Source organism: Flavobacterium pectinovorum (genome assembly GCF_006438875.1).
GTDB lineage: Bacteria > Bacteroidota > Bacteroidia > Flavobacteriales > Flavobacteriaceae > Flavobacterium > Flavobacterium pectinovorum_A.
On record NZ_RCZH01000026.1, the window covers coordinates 31,508 to 50,472 of the forward strand.

20 protein-coding genes are annotated in these 18,965 nt (G+C 31.6%); 17 read left to right on the forward strand and 3 right to left on the reverse strand.

Translation table 11 applies throughout. The features are described from left to right. The first annotated feature begins 180 nt into the window (after positions 1-180). The 3 genes from EAH81_RS25610 (at position 181) to tpiA (ending at position 2,571) form a co-directional block, all read left to right on the forward strand. Entirely contained in the window at positions 181-849 is a 669-nt protein-coding gene (locus EAH81_RS25610; RefSeq protein WP_140511829.1) for a dienelactone hydrolase family protein, read from the forward strand. Between the two features lie 394 nt (positions 850-1,243). Beyond that, a complete protein-coding gene (locus EAH81_RS25615) occupies positions 1,244-1,738 on the forward strand; it encodes a TlpA family protein disulfide reductase (RefSeq protein ID WP_140511830.1) in 495 nt (164 codons plus the stop codon). 80 nt (positions 1,739-1,818) lie between these two features. Further along, positions 1,819-2,571, forward strand: coding sequence for a triose-phosphate isomerase (gene tpiA / locus EAH81_RS25620; protein ID WP_140511831.1), 753 nt, complete (start codon positions 1,819-1,821; stop codon positions 2,569-2,571). A 207-nt stretch (positions 2,572-2,778) separates the two neighbouring features. On the opposite strand, the gene EAH81_RS25625 is transcribed toward tpiA, so the two are convergent. After that, positions 2,779-5,115 carry a hypothetical protein gene (locus EAH81_RS25625; RefSeq protein WP_140511832.1) on the reverse strand — a complete coding sequence of 779 codons (2,337 nt, stop codon included), beginning with the start codon at positions 5,113-5,115 and terminating at the stop codon, positions 2,779-2,781. Beyond that, positions 5,075-6,211: a hypothetical protein gene (locus EAH81_RS25630; RefSeq protein WP_140511833.1), complete on the reverse strand. Its 1,137-nt coding sequence runs from the start codon at positions 6,209-6,211 to the stop codon at positions 5,075-5,077. The genes EAH81_RS25625 and EAH81_RS25630 overlap by 41 nt, the downstream gene beginning before the upstream one ends. A gap of 113 nt (positions 6,212-6,324) precedes the next feature. Here EAH81_RS25630 and prmA point away from each other — a divergent pair, with 113 nt between their 5' ends. The 14 genes from prmA to EAH81_RS25700 all read left to right on the forward strand — a co-directional run bounded on the left by prmA (position 6,325) and on the right by EAH81_RS25700 (position 17,132). After that, positions 6,325-7,158, forward strand: coding sequence for a 50S ribosomal protein L11 methyltransferase (gene prmA / locus EAH81_RS25635; protein WP_140511834.1), 834 nt, complete (start codon positions 6,325-6,327; stop codon positions 7,156-7,158). Positions 7,159-7,303: 145 nt separating this feature from the next. Continuing rightward, entirely contained in the window at positions 7,304-7,579 is a 276-nt protein-coding gene (locus EAH81_RS25640) for an ATP-dependent Clp protease adaptor ClpS (RefSeq protein ID WP_095381901.1), read from the forward strand. A 64-nt stretch (positions 7,580-7,643) separates the two neighbouring features. Then, complete coding sequence (locus tag EAH81_RS25645; RefSeq protein ID WP_140511835.1) at positions 7,644-8,915, forward strand: sterol desaturase family protein; 1,272 nt, start codon at positions 7,644-7,646, stop codon at positions 8,913-8,915. A gap of 7 nt (positions 8,916-8,922) precedes the next feature. After that, positions 8,923-9,600, forward strand: a complete 678-nt coding sequence (locus EAH81_RS25650; protein ID WP_140511836.1) for a lysoplasmalogenase — start codon at positions 8,923-8,925, stop codon at positions 9,598-9,600. 420 nt (positions 9,601-10,020) lie between these two features. Next, positions 10,021-10,473 (forward strand): 2-dehydro-3-deoxyphosphooctonate aldolase, encoded by a 453-nt coding sequence (locus EAH81_RS25655; RefSeq protein ID WP_140511837.1) that lies wholly within the window; start codon positions 10,021-10,023, stop codon positions 10,471-10,473. A gap of 49 nt (positions 10,474-10,522) precedes the next feature. Then, on the forward strand, positions 10,523-10,837 hold the full coding sequence (locus EAH81_RS25660) for a hypothetical protein (protein WP_140511838.1): 315 nt from the start codon (positions 10,523-10,525) through the stop codon (positions 10,835-10,837). Further along, positions 10,827-11,321: a hypothetical protein gene (locus EAH81_RS25665; RefSeq protein WP_140511839.1), complete on the forward strand. Its 495-nt coding sequence runs from the start codon at positions 10,827-10,829 to the stop codon at positions 11,319-11,321. The genes EAH81_RS25660 and EAH81_RS25665 overlap by 11 nt, the downstream gene beginning before the upstream one ends. Positions 11,322-11,323: 2 nt before the next feature. Beyond that, a complete protein-coding gene (locus tag EAH81_RS25670) occupies positions 11,324-11,956 on the forward strand; it encodes a hypothetical protein (protein ID WP_140511840.1) in 633 nt (210 codons plus the stop codon). Between the two features lie 193 nt (positions 11,957-12,149). Beyond that, positions 12,150-12,542, forward strand: a complete 393-nt coding sequence (locus EAH81_RS25675) for a helix-turn-helix domain-containing protein (RefSeq protein ID WP_140511841.1) — start codon at positions 12,150-12,152, stop codon at positions 12,540-12,542. A gap of 948 nt (positions 12,543-13,490) precedes the next feature. Further along, entirely contained in the window at positions 13,491-14,309 is an 819-nt protein-coding gene (kdsA, locus tag EAH81_RS25680) for a 3-deoxy-8-phosphooctulonate synthase (protein WP_140511842.1), read from the forward strand. Positions 14,310-14,328: 19 nt separating this feature from the next. Beyond that, on the forward strand, positions 14,329-15,234 hold the full coding sequence (locus tag EAH81_RS25685) for a hypothetical protein (RefSeq protein WP_140511843.1): 906 nt from the start codon (positions 14,329-14,331) through the stop codon (positions 15,232-15,234). Positions 15,235-15,600: 366 nt separating this feature from the next. Next, the gene (locus EAH81_RS25690) at positions 15,601-16,281 is read left to right on the forward strand and encodes a YiiX family permuted papain-like enzyme (RefSeq protein ID WP_140511844.1); all 681 of its coding nucleotides are present in this window, start codon (positions 15,601-15,603) and stop codon (positions 16,279-16,281) included. Positions 16,282-16,371: 90 nt separating this feature from the next. Next, positions 16,372-16,833: a Coq4 family protein gene (locus tag EAH81_RS25695; protein WP_140511845.1), complete on the forward strand. Its 462-nt coding sequence runs from the start codon at positions 16,372-16,374 to the stop codon at positions 16,831-16,833. Next, complete coding sequence (locus tag EAH81_RS25700) at positions 16,830-17,132, forward strand: hypothetical protein (protein WP_140511846.1); 303 nt, start codon at positions 16,830-16,832, stop codon at positions 17,130-17,132. Before EAH81_RS25695 ends, EAH81_RS25700 begins: the two co-directional genes overlap by 4 nt. Before the next feature lie 65 nt (positions 17,133-17,197). On the opposite strand, the gene EAH81_RS25705 is transcribed toward EAH81_RS25700, so the two are convergent. Next, positions 17,198-18,586, reverse strand: a complete 1,389-nt coding sequence (locus EAH81_RS25705; protein ID WP_140511847.1) for a M20/M25/M40 family metallo-hydrolase — start codon at positions 18,584-18,586, stop codon at positions 17,198-17,200. Positions 18,587-18,965 lie beyond the last annotated feature (379 nt).

Sequence of the window (18,965 nt, forward strand, 5' to 3'; positions counted from 1 at the left end):
GGACCTATGACTTAAAGTTATCAGATGTTGCTTACGGTCTGTAAATAGCATAAAATTTAAAAAAACACCAATATTCTATATCTAGATTATTGGCGTTTTTTTATTATACTAAATTACAAAAAAACTGATTAAAAACTTTTCTTACATTTGTTAAAAAACAGATTAAAAACAAATTTTTTTATGAACCGATTTCAAAAATTCTTCTTTTCTTTTTTATTTATTACAATTTGTTCTTTTACGGCTTTTAGCCAAGAAAAAACACCAAACAAAGACCAACGTTATATCTATTTTTTGCACAATGCTTTTATCGAGCAAAATGATTTAAGTGTCGCACATCCTGAATATGGAAAGGCAGAATACAACGAGATTTTAGCTTCCTTTAGAAAAGATAATTTTACTGTTTTTAGCGAAATCAGAAAGAAAAATACAAATGCATATGACTACGCTGAAAAAATAGCGAAACAGATAAAAAAACAAATTAAGAAAGGAGTTTCACCAAATAAAATTACGGTAATCGGAACTTCAAAAGGCGGTTATATTGCACAATATGTTTCGACTTTTTTAGCAAATCCTGATATGAATTTTGTTTTTATCGGATGCTTTAGGGACATCGATATCGAAGAGATTCCAGATATTAATTACTGTGGAAACATTTTGATGATTTATGAAGAATCTGATGTTTTAGGCGTTGATGCTACAAAACGGAAAGAAACTTCTAAACTCAAAATAAATCATTTTAAACAAATCGAATTACATACCAATCTGAAGCATGGTTTTTTATACAAAGCTGCAGATAATTGGATTGCTCCGAGTAAAAAATGGGCAAATGGCGATTATGATGTGAATTAAAAATTCTAAAAAAAAACAATAAAAAAGTCTTCAATAAATTCTAAATCAGAATAAATATTGAAGGCTTTTTTGATATGAACCTGACGTTTTTTTGCTTCTGAAATTATTTTATAAATAAAAAAATCACATCTTTTTTTATTTCTTCAACAGTTTAATTCTAAAAAATCCTAATTTCTCAGTCAACTATTACGATTTCAGTCCGCTTTTTTTAACCGAAAATTCCTGTTTTGTGATAAAATAAACGAGTCTTCAAATTTTGTTAATCTCCATTTGGCTTTCGATTTGTTTGTTTAACTTTGTTCGGAACCTTAATTTATGAAATTGCTCTGATTTGAATTTGCAGATTCAGTTCGGAAAAGACAATTCATAGTATTTAAAAAATTATAATTATAATATGAAACAAATAGCTTTAGTTGTTATTGCATTTATTACTTTTTCATGTTCACAGGCTCAGAAAACAAGTTTTTCTAAAGAAGCTTTGTCTGAAAAATTATTAACCGTTGACGGAGGTCAGACTTCTTTCAAAAACATTTTAAAAAAATACAAGGGTAAAACTTTGGTAATCGAGGTTTGGGCTTCTTGGTGTGGCGATTGTGTAAAAGCAATGCCAAAAGTAAAAGAATTACAAGCTAATAATCCTGATGTTTCTTATCTTTTCCTTTCGGCTGATAAAACAGCTGACAAATGGAAAGCCGGAATCGAAAAACACGAATTAAAAGGCGATCATTTCATGATGAATGACGGTATGAAAGGTGTTTTTGGAAAAGCGATCGATTTAGACTGGATTCCGAGATATATTATTGTAGACAAAAAAGGAAAAATCGTATTGTACCGCGCTATCGAAACTGATTTTGATAAAATCAATGAAACTTTAAAAAGCTTGAAATAAAATTCAATGTCAATGTCAATGCTGGCTCTGATATTAATACAAGAATAAAAAACAAAAAAGAATAAATAAAAACTACCAAAATGAGAAAAAAGATTGTTGCAGGAAACTGGAAAATGCATAAAAACGCAGAACAAACTGAAGAATTATTAAACGAATTAATTGCTAAAATACCAGCACAAACTACTGCTCAGGTAATTGTTGCTCCAACATTTGTAAACTTACAGGCAGCAGTTGCTAAAGTAAAAAACACTACAATTGGTGTTTCTGCTCAAAACGTTCACCAAGCTGAAGGTGGAGCTTTTACAGGAGAAATTTCTGCTGATATGTTAACTAGTATTGGTGTAAACACCGTAATTCTTGGTCACTCTGAGCGTCGTGCTATTTTTCACGAAACTGATGCATTAATCGCTAGTAAAGTTGATACGGCTTTGAAACACGACTTAACAGTTATTTTCTGTTTTGGAGAAGAATTAAAAGATCGTCAATCAGGAAATCATTTCAATATCGTTGAAAACCAATTACGTGACGGATTATTCCATATCGCAAAAGAGTCTTGGTCTAAAGTTGTTTTAGCTTACGAACCAGTTTGGGCTATTGGAACTGGAGAAACTGCTTCACCAGAACAAGCTCAGGAAATGCACGAATTTATCAGAGAAGTTGTTCGTAAAGCTTTTGGAGCTGATATCGCTGACGAAGTTTCGATTCTTTACGGTGGTTCTGTAAAACCGGATAACGCTAAAGAAATTTTCGGTAAACCAGACGTAGACGGTGGTTTAATTGGAGGCGCTGCATTAAAAGCAGATGATTTCTTAGCTATCGTTACCGCTATCTAGATTTTAGATTTTAGATTTTAGATTTTAGATTTTAGATTTTAGATTTTAGATTTTAGATTTTAGATTTTAGATTTTAGATTTTAGATTTTAGATTTTAGATTTTAGATTTTACTATATAAAAAAAGCGTTCGCTGTGCGAACGCTTTTTTTATGTCTTTAACAAAACAAACTTATATTTACTTATATCACTTATATGGTAAACCCTTTTTAGTTTATAAATGCTTTTAATAAAGGGCAATTGTATCTTCTAAATGTTGGTGTCGTTTTATAGATCGAATAAAAATTAATCAGCTCCTTCCCTGCTTTAAACGGATTCTTTTCTTCTTCCTCAGCAGAAACTATATTAGCGTAATGATTGTAATAATTACATTCAAAAATCATTAAACTAGCTAAAGCTTTTTCGTTATTATTTTTAGACATTTTCAAGGCTTTTTCATAATACATTTTAGCCATTGTTAAGCTGTAATAATTTCCTTTCTGGTATGTTTTTTCAATCTCTGTATTATCTCCATAAACATAATCAACATAAGATTCTCCTGATGTCCAATCGTACGCGACCATCATCCAGGAATTTCCGAGGTACGAAACATTAAAATATGCGTGTGCCAATTGTAAATTACTCGATGCTGTGTTTTGTTTCTTTAGCTGAATCAATTTCGCAATAAAATCGGTTTTATTAAAATGATAATCAAATTTTCGTTCTTTATCTTTTTGCAGAATTTTTGGCGTAAACGGATTCTCATTCAAATAATCGGTAAACGAATAATTCTTCTCCCAGAAATCTTTTGGCATGCTCGAAAAGGTGTTATACGCCAATTCTAAATCATTATTTCTAAAGGCAATTGTTCCTTTCAGATCTTTGTAATAATTGATATTTGGTGCTATCGTTCCGGAACAAATGTATATTTCAAATGGCGTTTTATCTTTTTTCTGCTGTAAAGCCATCAAACGATCTACATCTTCTACCGTCGCAGTTCGGTCGAAATAACCAATATAACTATAAAAATAAGGGTTATTATAAACCGAATACTCTCCTTCGTTTTTAAGGTCTGATTTCATCGCTAACAAGCCTGCTGTTACACGATCGCCTTGTTTCGCAAAATCAGCACTGGCAATTCGGTATAAACTGTACATGTTTTTAAATAATCCATAATCTGCTTCGACTAAATTCTCAACTGAATTAAAGTATTCGAAAAGTTGGTTTTGAACTTTCTCACTTTTCAAATTATCTTGCTTTAATGAAACCAAAGCCAATTGAATATTCTTTTGCATCTGAATCGATGCATTGGCTTTATCAGAAATCATATCGGTATATTTTTTACCCAAATCAATTTGATCGTCCATAAAACAAAGCTGTGCGATTGCTGTCGTTATATAATCCTTTTGTTCTCCAGAAGTTTGTTCTCTGATCGAAATCAAAAAATATTCTAATGCTCTTAAATTCGAAATGTCTTTATTTAAATTCTCCTCTTTCGCTTTAGCGTAATCTCCATACCAATCTGTACCTTCAAATGTAACCGACGGACTTCCGTTATTGGTATATTGTGGTGTAAAAATCCAATCTTCGAGTTTGTTGATTTCTCTTCCTATCAAAAAACTCAAATTAATGCTATTCGGACTTAGTTTGTAAACTTCTTCGATCGTTTTTAGATCCGGTGCAGGATTTCGGAAACTTTCTATAGATAAAATTACACTTCGTTCTTCGTCATTTTGGGCTAGAGCCAAAGTTTCTTCGGTTAATTTCCAATTGTAATGTTGCAAAACGGCAAAAGATTTTTCTTCGCATGACGCAAAAACTTTACTCAATAAATAGTTTTGCAAAGGAAAATTCTCAATACACAAAGCTTTATAATACAAAGCCCATGGTTCTAAAATAGTGTTTTTATTTTCAGTAAAATAAGTATTATACAAACGAATTACTTCATTTTTATCCTGAGCATAAAAATTATATCTCAGCATTAAAAATGCATAGCGTTGTTTCAGAAATGCATCTTTAGTTATTTTGATTTTCTTTTCAAAATCAGTAATATCAGCCAATTTATGATCCTTACTGCCATAACCAACTTGTCCCCAGGATTCCCATTTTACATCCGTATTGCTATTGTATTCGAGTTTTTTAGCAAATAGAATATAGTTCAAAAAAACCTTGTTTTTTGGCAATAATAGAGCTTCGATAAAAGTGTTTTTATCAAAAGTTTGTTTTAATGATTTGGTTTCATAAGCCGTTTCAAATTGTTCTCCATCAGTTTCGTACAAAATGGTATGCACATCTTTCGGATCAATTTGACTGCCTAATTTTTTCTTCCATTCTAAACAATTCAATTCCTGGTCTACGCCCGAAACTGTATTTGTTGAATAATAGTAATCTGCCGAATAATAAAACGGTGTCAGTTTAAAAAAACCTTCACGTTGTGCTTTAAACAAGGCCAATCGGCTCGTTTCCGGCGAAACACTCCAACCACAGGCGAAAGAAACCTGAAAGCATAAAACTAAAAGTAAACTGCTAAAAACTCTCATAATACCTGGATATATTTTGGGTTCCATAATCGTTGATGTATTTTTTATCAAAAGAGAAAAACGTCACTTTGGTTTGATTATCAATCTTAATTTTACTTTTTATTATCGAAATCATTTTCTCTAATTCTTCTTCAGATATTTTTTCAATCCTGATTTCATCTCCATTTCTAAGATAGGTCTGACCGACCAAAATATCATCTTGCAGAACATATTTAATGTCTGATATTTTTTTCAGTTTAATAGTATCATTTCTTAGCTGATCATAATCGGATAAAATGCCTTTAAACTGATTTCCTCTAAAAACAACCGCCCAACTGTATAATGGCAAAGCAATATCAAGTTTTAATTTATATTGATCGTGCCTAATATATTGCGCCAATTCTTCGCTGGTTCCTATCGAATTTTTGGTTTTAAAATCTTCCGGTTTTGTCAAATTATAACACATTAATAATCCTTTATCCACTGGAGGAATTCCGGCTTTTGATGCATATTTGTATTGCCAAAGTCGTATTGTAGCTGAAACTTGGGCTGTTGGAAATCCTTTTTTGATTTGTTTCAATAAATAAAAATAATTGTTCTTCGATTTTTCGGTCCAGTCGCAATCGATCAGAATCTCTTTAAAATCAACTTTTAATTTCGCCAGTTCAATTGATTTTACTGAATCATAATTGATGCGTTTGTAGTTTTCATTCTTATAATAATCCTTTGGATATACAATTGCATTGGCGATTTTATCCGCTTTTGCTTCGTTTATGTTTACACCAATTTGTTCAACGCGTTTTGCAATTCGAATTGCCAAACTATCCAATTGTTTTTTATTGGATTGTAAAACAACTTCGTTTGTAATAAAAATACTTGGTGTAATCTCAGGGTTACTTTCATTTAGGCTTGTGTTCCTGATTGTTGCAACCGGCAAAGGTTCTTTGGCATACGGATTCCAATCGATATCAAAAAAACGAACATACAAATGCTGTACTTTCAAATCTCTGATTAATGAATCATCTGTGTTTTCGAAATTCAGATCGGTTTTCCAATAACAAAATGATCTTATTACTTCGTGTTCTTTTTCACAAGTTGCTCCATTAAGTGTCACAAAGAGCAAAATAAAAATGATATTCTTCATATTTTAAAAATCCTTACAAATTCTAGTCAAAATTAACATTAATATATGTAAGGATATGGATTATTTATAAACAACTTCTACTTTCTATTCTTACCTTTGCAAAAAATTTATTTATGTCAAATATATATTTAGGATACCATTTTACGATTGAACCAAAAGAACCGGGTTCAGAAATTTTAATTGCTGAATTAGGAGAAAAAGCATTTGAGACTTTTACAGAAACAGAAACTGGAATTTCTGCTTATGTGAAGAAAGATTTGTGGGATGAGAATATTCTGGATGACATATATATCTTAGAATCTGAAGAGTTTAAAATTGAATATACTATTGAAGAAATCGATCAGGTAAACTGGAACGAGGAATGGGAAAAGAATTTTGAAGCTATTGATGTTGATGGAAAATGTCACGTTCGCGCTCCTTTTCACCCAAAAACGGATGCTGAATTTGATATTGTAATTGAGCCAAAAATGAGTTTTGGAACTGGTCATCACGAAACTACACACATGATGATTCAGCATTTGCTTGAAATGGATGTTGATGGTTTAAAAACGTTGGATATGGGTTGTGGAACTGCAATTTTGGCAATTTTGACCGAAATGAAAGGTGCTCAGCCAATCGATGCCATAGATATTGACAACTGGTGTTATTTGAATTCTATCGAAAATGCTGAACGCAATAATTGTAAACATATTACCGTTTACGAAGGCGATGCTGCTTTGTTGGCAGATAAAAAATATGATTTGATTATTGCCAACATCAACCGAAATATCTTATTGAATGATATGCAAAGTTATGTTGATTGCTTGAACCCAAAAGGAGTTATACTTTTTAGCGGTTTCTACGAAGAAGATATTCCGTTTATTGATGCATCATGCACGGAGAAAGGATTAACATATGTTAAAAAATTTCAAAGAAACAACTGGGTTTCATTAAAATACGTAAATTAGATAGTTAATTATCTGAAATTTAAGTCGCCCACAGATTAAACTGATCAAACAGATTCACACTGATTTAGCTTTCTTAAAAGCTATTTTAAATTGTAAATCTTTGGCAAAAAAATTAGTAATTACAACAGTACAAAAACCTAAAAACATGAGTACTAAAGAAAAAGTAAGAGAAAGAGTTCGTGAGAAGGAAGCGACGGGTTTCAATAACGAAATCATTGTTTATAATGACGATGTAAACACTTTTGATCACGTAATTGACACTTTAATGCGCGTTTGCAGTCACACGCCTGAGCAAGCAGAACAATGTTCCTTAATTGTACATTACAACGGAAAATGCACTGTAAAAACAGGACCAATGGACAAATTAAAACCGCAATGCACACAACTTTTGGAAGCTGGATTAAGCGCTGAAATCGTTTAATTGCAAATAATTTAAAAAACATTCTATTTTATTCTATATTTGGATAAAATAGAATGTTTTTTTTATGGAAGAATACGGAAAGATATTGATTATCGCCATGCCGATTTTTTTAGTCCTGATTGTAATCGAAAAGGCATACGGCATTTATAAAAAAGACGACACTGCGCCTTTGATAGACAGCGTGTCCAGCATAAGCTCCGGAATTACCAATTCTGTAAAAGATGTTTTGGGTCTGAGTCTGACTTTTCTTTCGTATGAATGGCTGGTTTCTAAATTAGCTATTTATCACCTTGAGGCTAATATTCTCTCCTACTTGATTGCTTTTTTTGTTATCGATTTTTACGGTTATTGGAGCCATCGATTTGCACATCAAATTAATTTTCTTTGGAACAAACATGCCATTCATCACAGCAGTGAAGAGTTTAATCTTGCTTGTGCTTTAAGACAGCCAATTGCAAGTTTGGTCAATTTATTTACTTTTTTATTGATTCCGGCAGCAATTATTGGCGTTCCCGCCTCGGTGATCGCTATTACTTTACCATTACATTTATTTTTGCAGTTTTGGTATCATACCAAACATATCAAAAAAATGGGATTTGTTGAATATGTTTTGGTTACTCCTTCTCATCATCGGGTGCATCATGCCATAAATCCCGAATATTTAGACAAAAATCATTCACAGATTTTCATCTTTTGGGACAAACTTTTTGGTACTTTTCAAGCCGAATTAGACAATGTTCCTCCCGTTTTTGGAATCACAAGACCAGCACAAACCTGGAATCCTATTAGAATAAACTTTCAACATTTAACTTTATTGATTAAAGATGCATGGCGTGCTGAAAACTGGAGAGACAAACTTACTATTTGGTTTAAACCAACGGGCTGGCGTCCTGAAAACTTTGAAGAAAAATATCCTGTAAACAAAATCGAGAATGTTTTTGATTTTAATAAATATGGCACACAAAATTCCCAAAAACTAGTTTATTGGTCTGTAGCGCAAGTTCTAATTACACTTTTATTTGTGAGTTATCTTTTTGATAATATTGCTAAAATTGGACTGCCAAATATCTTTGTCTATGGCTTTTTTATTCTATTAACGATTTACAGTTACACAGAATTAATGGATAAAAGTAAATATGCCATTTTCTGGGAGAGCCTTCGTTTAGCAGTTGCAATTGCCATCATATCTTATTATGGTGATTGGTTTGGTCTAAATAATGTCTTACCAATTGGTAACTATATTATTCTGACCTATTTGAGTTTATCACTTCTAACCACGATTTACTTTGTAAAAATCGATTTTAAAATACCCCAAAACCAACCTATAAATTCATAAACTGCCTATGAAAAATTCGACATTTTTTAAAATCTATATTGCCTTTAGCCTATTCTATTTGCTTATTTTGTTTTTGGGATATGAAAGCTTAAACCTGTTTCTAAAACCCATTTTGATTCCGTTATTAGGCTTCGGCGTTTATTTTTATCGAAAATTCCCATCAAAAAACACCTTGTTAACTGCCTTATTATTTTCATGGATAGGCGACGTCATTTTACTTTTTACAGATATTGCCGAAATCTATTTTATTCTCGGATTAGTTGCTTTTCTTATTTCACATATTACCTATTGTATCCTTTTTAATAAACAAATCAAAGGTACAATCAAAAGAAATATTGCTGTTTTTGGAATCGGCAGTATTTTAATTGCTTGCTATTTAATAGGAATGCTTTCGGTTTTATTACCCACTTTGGGCGATTTAAGAATTCCTGTAACGGTGTATGCTTCAGTAATTTCGATTATGCTTTTATTTGCCTTTAATGGTTTCTTAATCTGGAAAAAACCAGGGAATGCTTACGTTTTTCTGGGTGCGATTGTATTTGTTCTTTCAGATAGTATTTTGGCGGTAAATAAATTTCATACGCCAATTGAGAAAAGTTCATTTTTTATTATGCTGACGTATCTTGTGGCACAATATCTGATTGTGGTTGGTATATTAAAATTAAATGTAAAGAAAGTAGAATAGCCCACGGATTTAGCGGATAAAACGGATTTGCACAGATTTTTATATTAATAATCTTTAATCTTGTATCCTGATAACTATCGGGAGTGACATAAAATAGGTTTTTGCTAACTTTTTTGCTCGCAGATTTGGCAGATTAAGCAGATTTATTTTTTATTTTTTTTTATTCTCTGTAGCAAGAAATTGCACACGGATTGGACGGATAAAACAGATTTGCACAGATTGTTTTTTGCATCATGTAATAATCTTTTTTAATCTTGTATCCCGATAGCTATCGGGAGTGGCAAAAAATAGCGCACAGATTATGTGCATTAAAGTAGATTATCGATGGTTTATTTTAGTAATTAAAAATTCGCGAAATTTGTGAAATTCGTGGCAAAAAGAAAAAACCCTTTTATATTTGTACGACCAATATCATAAACCATGAAAAAAATAACTCTTTTTATTGTTTTACTCCTTACTACTGTTTCTTGCGTGAGTACAAAATCTACTTTGAAAAATGTAGACGATAATGCTCCTGATTTAATTCTGAAAAAAGATAACACATTTGCTATTATGCTCTTTAGCAAAGACAAAAAATACGGTTACGATCCAGATTATCCTGTCAATATTTTTTACAGAAATACATCTGACGAAGCTTTAAACGAATCTCGTTTTTTAAATGCTCTTGCCGGACCAAATGGCGAAAAAATAACCTACAAACGATTAGAAACTTGCTGTCCTTTTCCAACTAAAAGAAGTAATATGGGTGCTGGTTTTTTAAATGTTTATGAATTAACATGGAGCGGTCAAAGGAAGCCTATAAAACTATATTTGAATATTTATGAAAAAGGTATTTTGATGGTTCCGATGGGATTGAGTTTGAAGAAGGATTAGCTTTTTTTTATACCTCTAAGAATAATATTTAATAAATTACAATTCAGAAATGTTTGGAATATCTCCTTTAGTTTTAATTATTTTACCTTTATTTTTTCAGATTATATTTGGTCGAAAAGCAATTGCCGAATCTATTACGTTAGAATTTGGAACTATTTCTATGATCAGCATTATTTTACAAATTGCACTAACAATTATAGCATTTATAATTGCTTCAACTAACTTTGAAGAACCTGTTAATCATCATGGATACAGATGTGGAATGGGATTTATAGGAATCTTTATGCTTTCTTTTCTTTTTTCAATAATACTTGTGATTGTTATAATTGTGCAGTATTACATAAAAAAATCTTATGAGGAATAAAATGATTACATCAAAAACAGCTTTTATTATTTTTGCTTTTTTATGTATAATCGTATTTCCTTATTACATTGCTATTCTTCTTATTAATTCTGATTTTTTATCTTCAATAATTCCCGGCTGGAATACTAATATTGTTGGTCTTCAAATAGTTTCAAACCTGATTAAGTTCTTAGTTCTTAGTATTGTTAGTTTTTATTATTGGAAGCTTTCGAAAAACACTGAAAACATAGATTTAAAGAAATTTACCATTCATTTATCACTAACGCTTCCGGCCATTTTAGCCGGAAATTTTAATGTTTATAAATTCGTCGAAATGAATTTATATAATCCTGAAAGCTTTTTATCTCAAATCAAAATGGTAATTTATATTAATACTTTTATAAATATTCTGTTTTTCTCTGGACAGATTTTGTTTTGGATATTTTATGTGAAATTTCAGAAGAAAATTACATTTTCAGCAATAAATCAAAACCAAAAAAACTAAACATGAATCCAAAAGAATTTACCATTCAAAGAGGAATTACGGATAACTACCCCAGAAAATTAATATTAAATCAAAACGAAATAAAATTTGACAGTAAGGATTTAAAAAATGATTCTTTTATAACTTTTCAAAAAGACGAAATTGCTGAATATCATTTTGGTGTAAATTGGATGCAGTATAAATTTGTTTTTGGACGTGAATATGTGATATCAATTCGTAATCATGATAATCAGGTTATGAAGATCAATTTCAAAACTTATTTTGGCAGAAGGAAAAACGAATATCATAAACTTTGCAATGAAATTCTGGATTCGCTATGGGATTTGTATTTTAAAGATATAGCAACAAATTATATTAACAGACAAGAATTAGGAGAAGAATTTAAGATTGGAAAAGTATCATTTACTAAAGATGGGTTAAATATTCTGAGTAATGCATCTTTGAAGTCTAAAAGTGAATTTATCCCTTGGGAGAAAGTTAGATTTAAAAGTTATGTGACATATTTTGCCCTTTATTCTAAAGATGACGCAATAAATATCAATTGTGGATATAGTTACTTAAAGGACTGGAATACAAATATTTTGCATAGTGTTATTAAGACAATTTTATTGAGAAAGAAAATTGAGAATGATTAATAATTCTTAACGGAGTCTTCGGACAAGTAAATTTTTTAAATATAATAAAGTTATAATGTTGCTATATATTTGTAAGTAAAATTGTATTTTTACATGCGCTGGCAAACAATAGATTAAAAATTATTTCTAATTTACGCAGAATTGTATTTTACCAAAACAGAAAAATTTACAGAATTTTAAATATCTTTGATTTATGAGCACAATAACAAAACCAAATCATATAGGTCGAAAAATAAGCCGTATTCGTGAACTTCGAGATATGAAGCAAGAAGCTTTGGCGCAAGCTTTAGGAACCAACCAACAAGCTATATCGGCTATAGAAAATAGCGAAATCGTTGATGAAGAAAAACTTATCGAAGTAGCAAAAGCACTTGGTGTGAGCGTAGAAGCAATTAAGAATTTTTCAGAAGAGGGAGTTATTAATTATTTCAATACTTTTAACGAAAGTCACGGTAATTATTTCGCAAGCAATAATAATACTTGTACGGTTAATTCACTTGATAAAGTTGTTGAACTTTATGAGCGTTTAGTTCAGTCTGAACAAGAAAAAGTAGAATACTTAGAAAATATAATAAAAGGAAAGTAGCTTTATAAAAGATATGATTAATTAAACGAGACTTTAAAAAGTCTCGTTTTGTTTTTTATAAAACATAACTAATAAGCTTCGCTAGCGCGAGCGCAATATCATTAAGTTGGGAAAAATTCAATGGAACAATTTGTTTTTGTTCCATCGGAACATTTCATTGGTAGCCCAATAAATACGGTATTTTTTTACGTTCCGTAGGAACGTTTGATTTTGGTAAAAACATATACAGATTACATATACAATTTCTCAAACGTCCCAATGGGACGATGTTTCTCTCGATGCATTTTTTTTCTACCGATGAAATGTTCCGATGGAACAAAATCTAAAATATCTTAATTTAATGACATTGCGCTCGCGCTAGCGGAACATCTAACCAAAGGATCGCTTCTTAGCAGATTTCTAATTGGAATGTGAGACGCACTGCTGTGCGTCTCTACAATCCACCTTTACGTTAAAACATTTTGTTTTTTATCAACAAATATATCCGCAATATTTATCTGTAGAGATGCACAGCAGTGCGTCTAACCAGAGGATTGCGTCTTAGCTGATTTTCTAATTGGAACGTTCTAATAAAACAAGAATAAAACACATTAAATAATGTCTTATTTCGATAAATTTTGAGTCTTTATATGTCTTATTGTGTCAATTTTAATCCAAAGAAAAATTTACTTTTGAAAATGTTAATTTCTAGCCCTGATAGAAGCGGAAATCATTTTTTGAGAAAGCCTGTTTTTTCTGTTTTTTGCAGAGCGACCAAAGGAAGCTCCTGCAAGGATCAAGAAAAAAAGGATTTAGAGAAAAATATTACTTCACTATTAATTTATTTAATTTGGAGTTCAGTGAACCTTGTTTGCAGCGGATAGCGGGATTAGCTTCTTAAAAAAAACTTAAATCTTCATGTGCTATTCATAAATCATAACTACCTTTGCACTGTCAAAAAATCATATTATGAACATACAACATATTCCACAAATTAAGCATACTGATAGTGGTAATTTCTTTTTATTGGCGGGGCCTTGCGCCATCGAAGGTGAAGAAATGGCACTTAGAATTGCTGAAAAATTAGTTGGTATTACCGACAAACTTCAGATTCCTTATGTATTTAAAGGATCATTTAAAAAAGCAAACCGTTCCAGAATCGATAGTTTCTCTGGAATTGGCGACGAAAAAGCATTAAAAATTTTAAGAAAAGTTTCAGAAACATTTCATGTTCCAACTGTAACAGATATTCATACTAATGAAGATGCTGAAATGGCGGCGCAATATGTTGATGTTTTGCAAATTCCTGCATTTCTTGTTCGTCAGACTGACCTTCTTGTGGCGGCTGCAAATACCGGAAAAGTGGTGAATTTAAAAAAAGGACAATTTATGAGTCCTGAAAGCATGAAACACGCTGTTCAAAAAATATTAGATTGTCATAACGAGAATGTTATGGTTACAGATCGTGGTACTATGTTTGGTTACCAGGACATGATTGTTGATTTTAGAGGTATTCCTACTATGCAACAATATGCGTCTACGGTTCTTGATGTAACGCACTCGTTGCAACAGCCTAACCAAACTGCCGGTGTTACTGGCGGAAGACCTGATATGATTGAAACTGTTGCCAAAGCGGGTATTGCTGTGGGTGTTGACGGTATTTTTATCGAAACTCATTTTGATCCTGCTAATGCAAAAAGCGATGGTGCTAATATGCTTCATTTAGACTATTTTGAAGGTTTAATGACGAAGTTGGTTGCTATCAGAAAAACAGTTAACTCATTTTAATTTTTTAATACTATTTTCATTGAAAGCAAAAATTTTATTTTTCTTTCTGATGTGTGTTTCTTTAAACACTTTTGCTCAGGAAGAAATCGCAGTAGAAAGATACACAGCTCATAATAAAGGAAAATTCTTTATTTCCTGGGGAGGTAACAGAGATAGTTATACAAAATCTGATGTAAATTTTAGAGGGAAAGATTACAACTTTACGGTTGCTGACATGAAAGCTCATGATAAACCAAAAGGATATCATATCGATTATGTAAATCCGGCAAACATGACAATTCCGCAGACTAATTTTAGAATGGGGTATTTCATTAACGATCACTATAGTGTTTCGATTGGTTGGGATCACATGAAATATGTCATGACTCAAAATCAAACGGCTAATGTTACGGGTTATATTAATTTACCTGCTGATCAGGCTGGATTTATTTACAACGGACTTTATAATAATACCCCTGTAGATATGTCTCAAGGTGGTGCTATTGAAGGTGGTTATGATAAAGGTGTTACTAACCCAAATGGTACTGCTTTTTTAATGTACGAACATACAGATGGTTTGAACTATATTAATACTGAGGTTTCCAGACATGACGATATTTCGAAATGGTTTGGTTTACCAAATACAGATAAAGTTCAGATTAACTTAACTGAAGGTTTAGGTATGGGAGTTTTATATCCTAAAACTAATACAACCCTTTTAGGAATGGAACGTCATGATGATTTTCACATTTCTGGTTTTGGTGTATCTGCAAAAGCAGGGATCAACTTTACTTTCTTTAAATATTTCTACTTGCAAGGGGAGTTAAAAGGCGGTTACATAGACATGAAAGATATTAGAACTACTGTGAGCAACGAAGATAAAGCTTCACAACACTTTTTATTCTTTCAAAGAATTATCGCTGTTGGTGGAATTTTTAGAATCTAATATTGAATCAATGCAAAAAACCTCTGCAGCTATAAATTAGGAATGAATTTTACCGCAAAGTGCACTAAGATTTAATTTTACTTTACGCATAGAAACACAAAGTTCACAAAGCTAGATCGACAGATCCCGAAGCTTCGGGATTGTGAACTTTGTGTTTTTTTTCACCTACTACACCTACTATTAGATAAATCTTAGCGCCTTTGCGTTAAAATTATTTACAATATTTTATGTTTCTCCACAGATTTTTGTGTTGTCCCCTAATATTTCATAAGACATATTTAAAAAAATAGTTATCATTTATTTGGTAACTATTTTTTTTATTATTTACTTTGTATTTCAAAGTACTTTACTTTGTTTTACTCAATTATGAAAAAACAAAAATATATTTTCCTTATCGTCACATTTGCGCTAAGCTTTGGGTTTGCCTTATTTGTGGCAATGAAAGTTTTTCCAAATAATCCGTTTTCGAAAACAAAAACGGAACAGAAAACTACAACAAGTAAATATCAGGACGGAGATATTATATTGCAAACCTCACAATCTGCTCAATGCGAAGCAGTAAGAATTGCAACTAATTCGAAATTTTCACATTGTGGCATTATTTACAATATAGACGGAAACTGGTTTGTTTTTGAAGCAGTTCAACCTGTAAAACTTACGCCTCTTGAAGAATGGATTCAGCACGGAAAAAACAATAAATATGTGGTCAAACGATTGAAAAATGCTTCTAAGGTTTTAACGCCGGAGGTTCTTCAAAAAATGAAAGATTACAGCCAGCAATTTGATGGAAAAGAGTATGACGCCTATTTTGAATGGACAGATAACAGAATTTATTGTTCTGAATTAGTCTGGAAAATCTATAAAAACGCAGCAGGAATCGAGCTTTCTAAACTAAGAGAATTGAAAGATTTTAATTTAAGTGATCCAAGGGTTCAAAAAATATTAAAGGAAAGATATGGCAATGATATTCCGCTGGAAGAAAAGGTTGTCGCTCCTTCTGACCTCGCAAATTCTAATTTACTTATAACGATAATAGACAATTACTAAAAACCCGTAAAAAGCTAATTACGAAACAAATTAGCTTTTTTATTTATTATTTTACTTTGAGTTTCAAAGAACTTTTAACTAACCAAAAACATGAGAGATTATTTAATTGAAAAGTTATACGAACACACCAAAAAACCGTATCAAAAATATTTCAAGAAGAATGAACCCTGGAAAATTGATAAAGCGCACTTAATGGATTATCCTGAAAACAGTTTGGGATTTGGCTTAGGAAGTTTTCTTTTTAAAAATCATTTTGATATTCAGGAAAAATTGGAAGATCATGATATTATTCATGTTTTAACCAATACGGGAATTTCTGTTTATGAAGAAATTGGAATGCAATATTTTCTGTTAGGAAATGGAAAAAGAAGCTTGTATTTGTATATGGTCATTTTATCAGGAACCGTTTTTTATCCAACACAATTAAAATATTTCATCAACCAATATAAAAATGGCAAACAAGCGTTGCCTTTTTATTATCTGGATTTTTCTAAAATGCTTCTTATGCCAATTCACTCTATTCGCCAAACATTTAAAATACAAAACTCATGAAAACAATTAGCAATAAACCTTTTGAAGAAAAACAATCTATTGAATTAGCAGTGGGGACTTTTGTTATTACCACATTATTATTTGTGCTTTATATTATTTCAAATGAAAGCCCGAATGTTTTACTAATTGCATGGCCGTTTGCCGCTTCAGCAATATTGGTAAACCTGATTATGTTAGTTCATTTGACAGATCGTTTTATTCATTTACCAGATTATCGAAAAGATATTGCGTTTAAGATTTTAATTCTGCTCTCTAATATTCCAATTACGTTTTTTTATTATCTGATTGTCATCAAATAGCTGTAAACTAAAAAAAGCTATAAGTATGAACTTATAGCTTTTATACTATTTTTGATTTTTAAATCTTAGTTTGCTGCAGGAAGAACGATTCCGTTTTGATCTATTAAATAGATTAATGACGTCATTGTTGCTGCTCCAAGTTCTAACTCTCTTTTGTCTATGGCATCAAACTTATCGTTTGCTGCATGATGATAATCAAAATAACGTTGTGAATCTGGCATTAAACCTGCTTTAACGATTGTTTTAGACGTTAAATGCTCAATATCTGAACCACTATGCCCTTTGATAAAAGTATTAACTAAATACGGCTCAAAAAAGTCTTTGTATCCTTGTATTTTTTTTAGATTGGCATCATCTGCTTCAATTGTAAACCCTCTTGGTGTAAATCCTCCTGAATCGCTTTCTAAAGCAAAAATATGGTTCTCTTTCTTTTCTTTTGAAACTTCTTCATATTTAGCGCCGCCTTTTCCACCGTTTTCTTCATTCATAAACAATACAACTCTAATAGTGTTTTTAGGTTTGTAGTTTAGGTTTTTAAGAATACGAACTACTTCCATACTTTGCACTACTCCTGCTCCATCATCATGAGAACCATCAGCAAGATCCCACGAATCTAAATGTCCACCAACTACCATAATGTTTTCCGGAGTTACTGTTCCTGTCAATTCTCCAATTACATTGTGTGATAATACATCCGGTAATGTCTCACAAGATTGTTTGAAGAAGAACTTTAATCCTGGATTTTTTTTCAATGATTTGCTTAACAATTCAGCTCCATTTGTACTGATCGCGGCTGCCGGAATATATTGTTCTTTTGGCAAATCGCCATAACTTTGATTTCCTGTATGTGGGAAATCATCTAATCGTAGACTTAAAGAACGAACAATTGCTCCAACTGCACCAAGCTTAGCTGCTTCCTCAGCTCCGCTTCGTCTTTGATCTCCGGCTTCTGAATAGGATATAAAAGTGGCAACATTTTCAGGATTCATTGGTCTGTTGTAAAAGACAATCTTACCTTTTACTTTATCTCCTAATTCCTTTAATTCTTTTATGCTTTGAACCTCGATTATTTCCGCTGTAATTCCAGCTTTTGGCGTTGCAACTGAAGCTCCTAAAGCACAAATTGGCACTACTGTTTTAACTTTATTGTCTAAAATAAAAGCAGTTTCTTTTTCGCCACGAACCCAATGCGGAACCATAACGTCTTGTAAATATACCTTGTCAAGTCCTAGAGTTTCTAATTGTCTTTTAGTGTATTGAACAGCTTCTTCAGCACTTGCAGAACCTGATAAACGGCTCCCAATATCGTTAGATAAATATTCTAACCAAGAATAACATTTAGCCTCGGTTAAAGCTTTCTTGTAAAATAATTTAATGTTTTTTTCATCGTTTGACTGCGCAAAAGTGGTCAATCCGTTTAAAACAAAAACAGTTAATAGAATTGTTTTTTTCATAGGGTTTTTTATAGCATTTTGGGTTGTAATACAAAGGAACAAAATTCTTTAGAATTGCAACAGAAATATCTCAACCTTTTCTTAGAGTTGTTTAAAATTTATTTATTGGCTTCCTTATCATGGTTTTTGGCTACAACTTAGTTAAATTTTTTATACAATAGCAGAGCTATTCTGTAAAATTCGCCTTGTTTCACTCAAAAATCAGGTCAACACAAAAACCTGTGGAGAAACATAAAACATTTTGTATTGTAAATAATTTTACCGCAAAGCGCGCTAAGATTTATCTAATAGTAGGTGCAAAAAAACACAAAGTTCGCAAAGCTTTGTGTCGATCCAGCTTTGTGAACTTTGTGTTTTCTATGCATAAAGTAAAATTAAA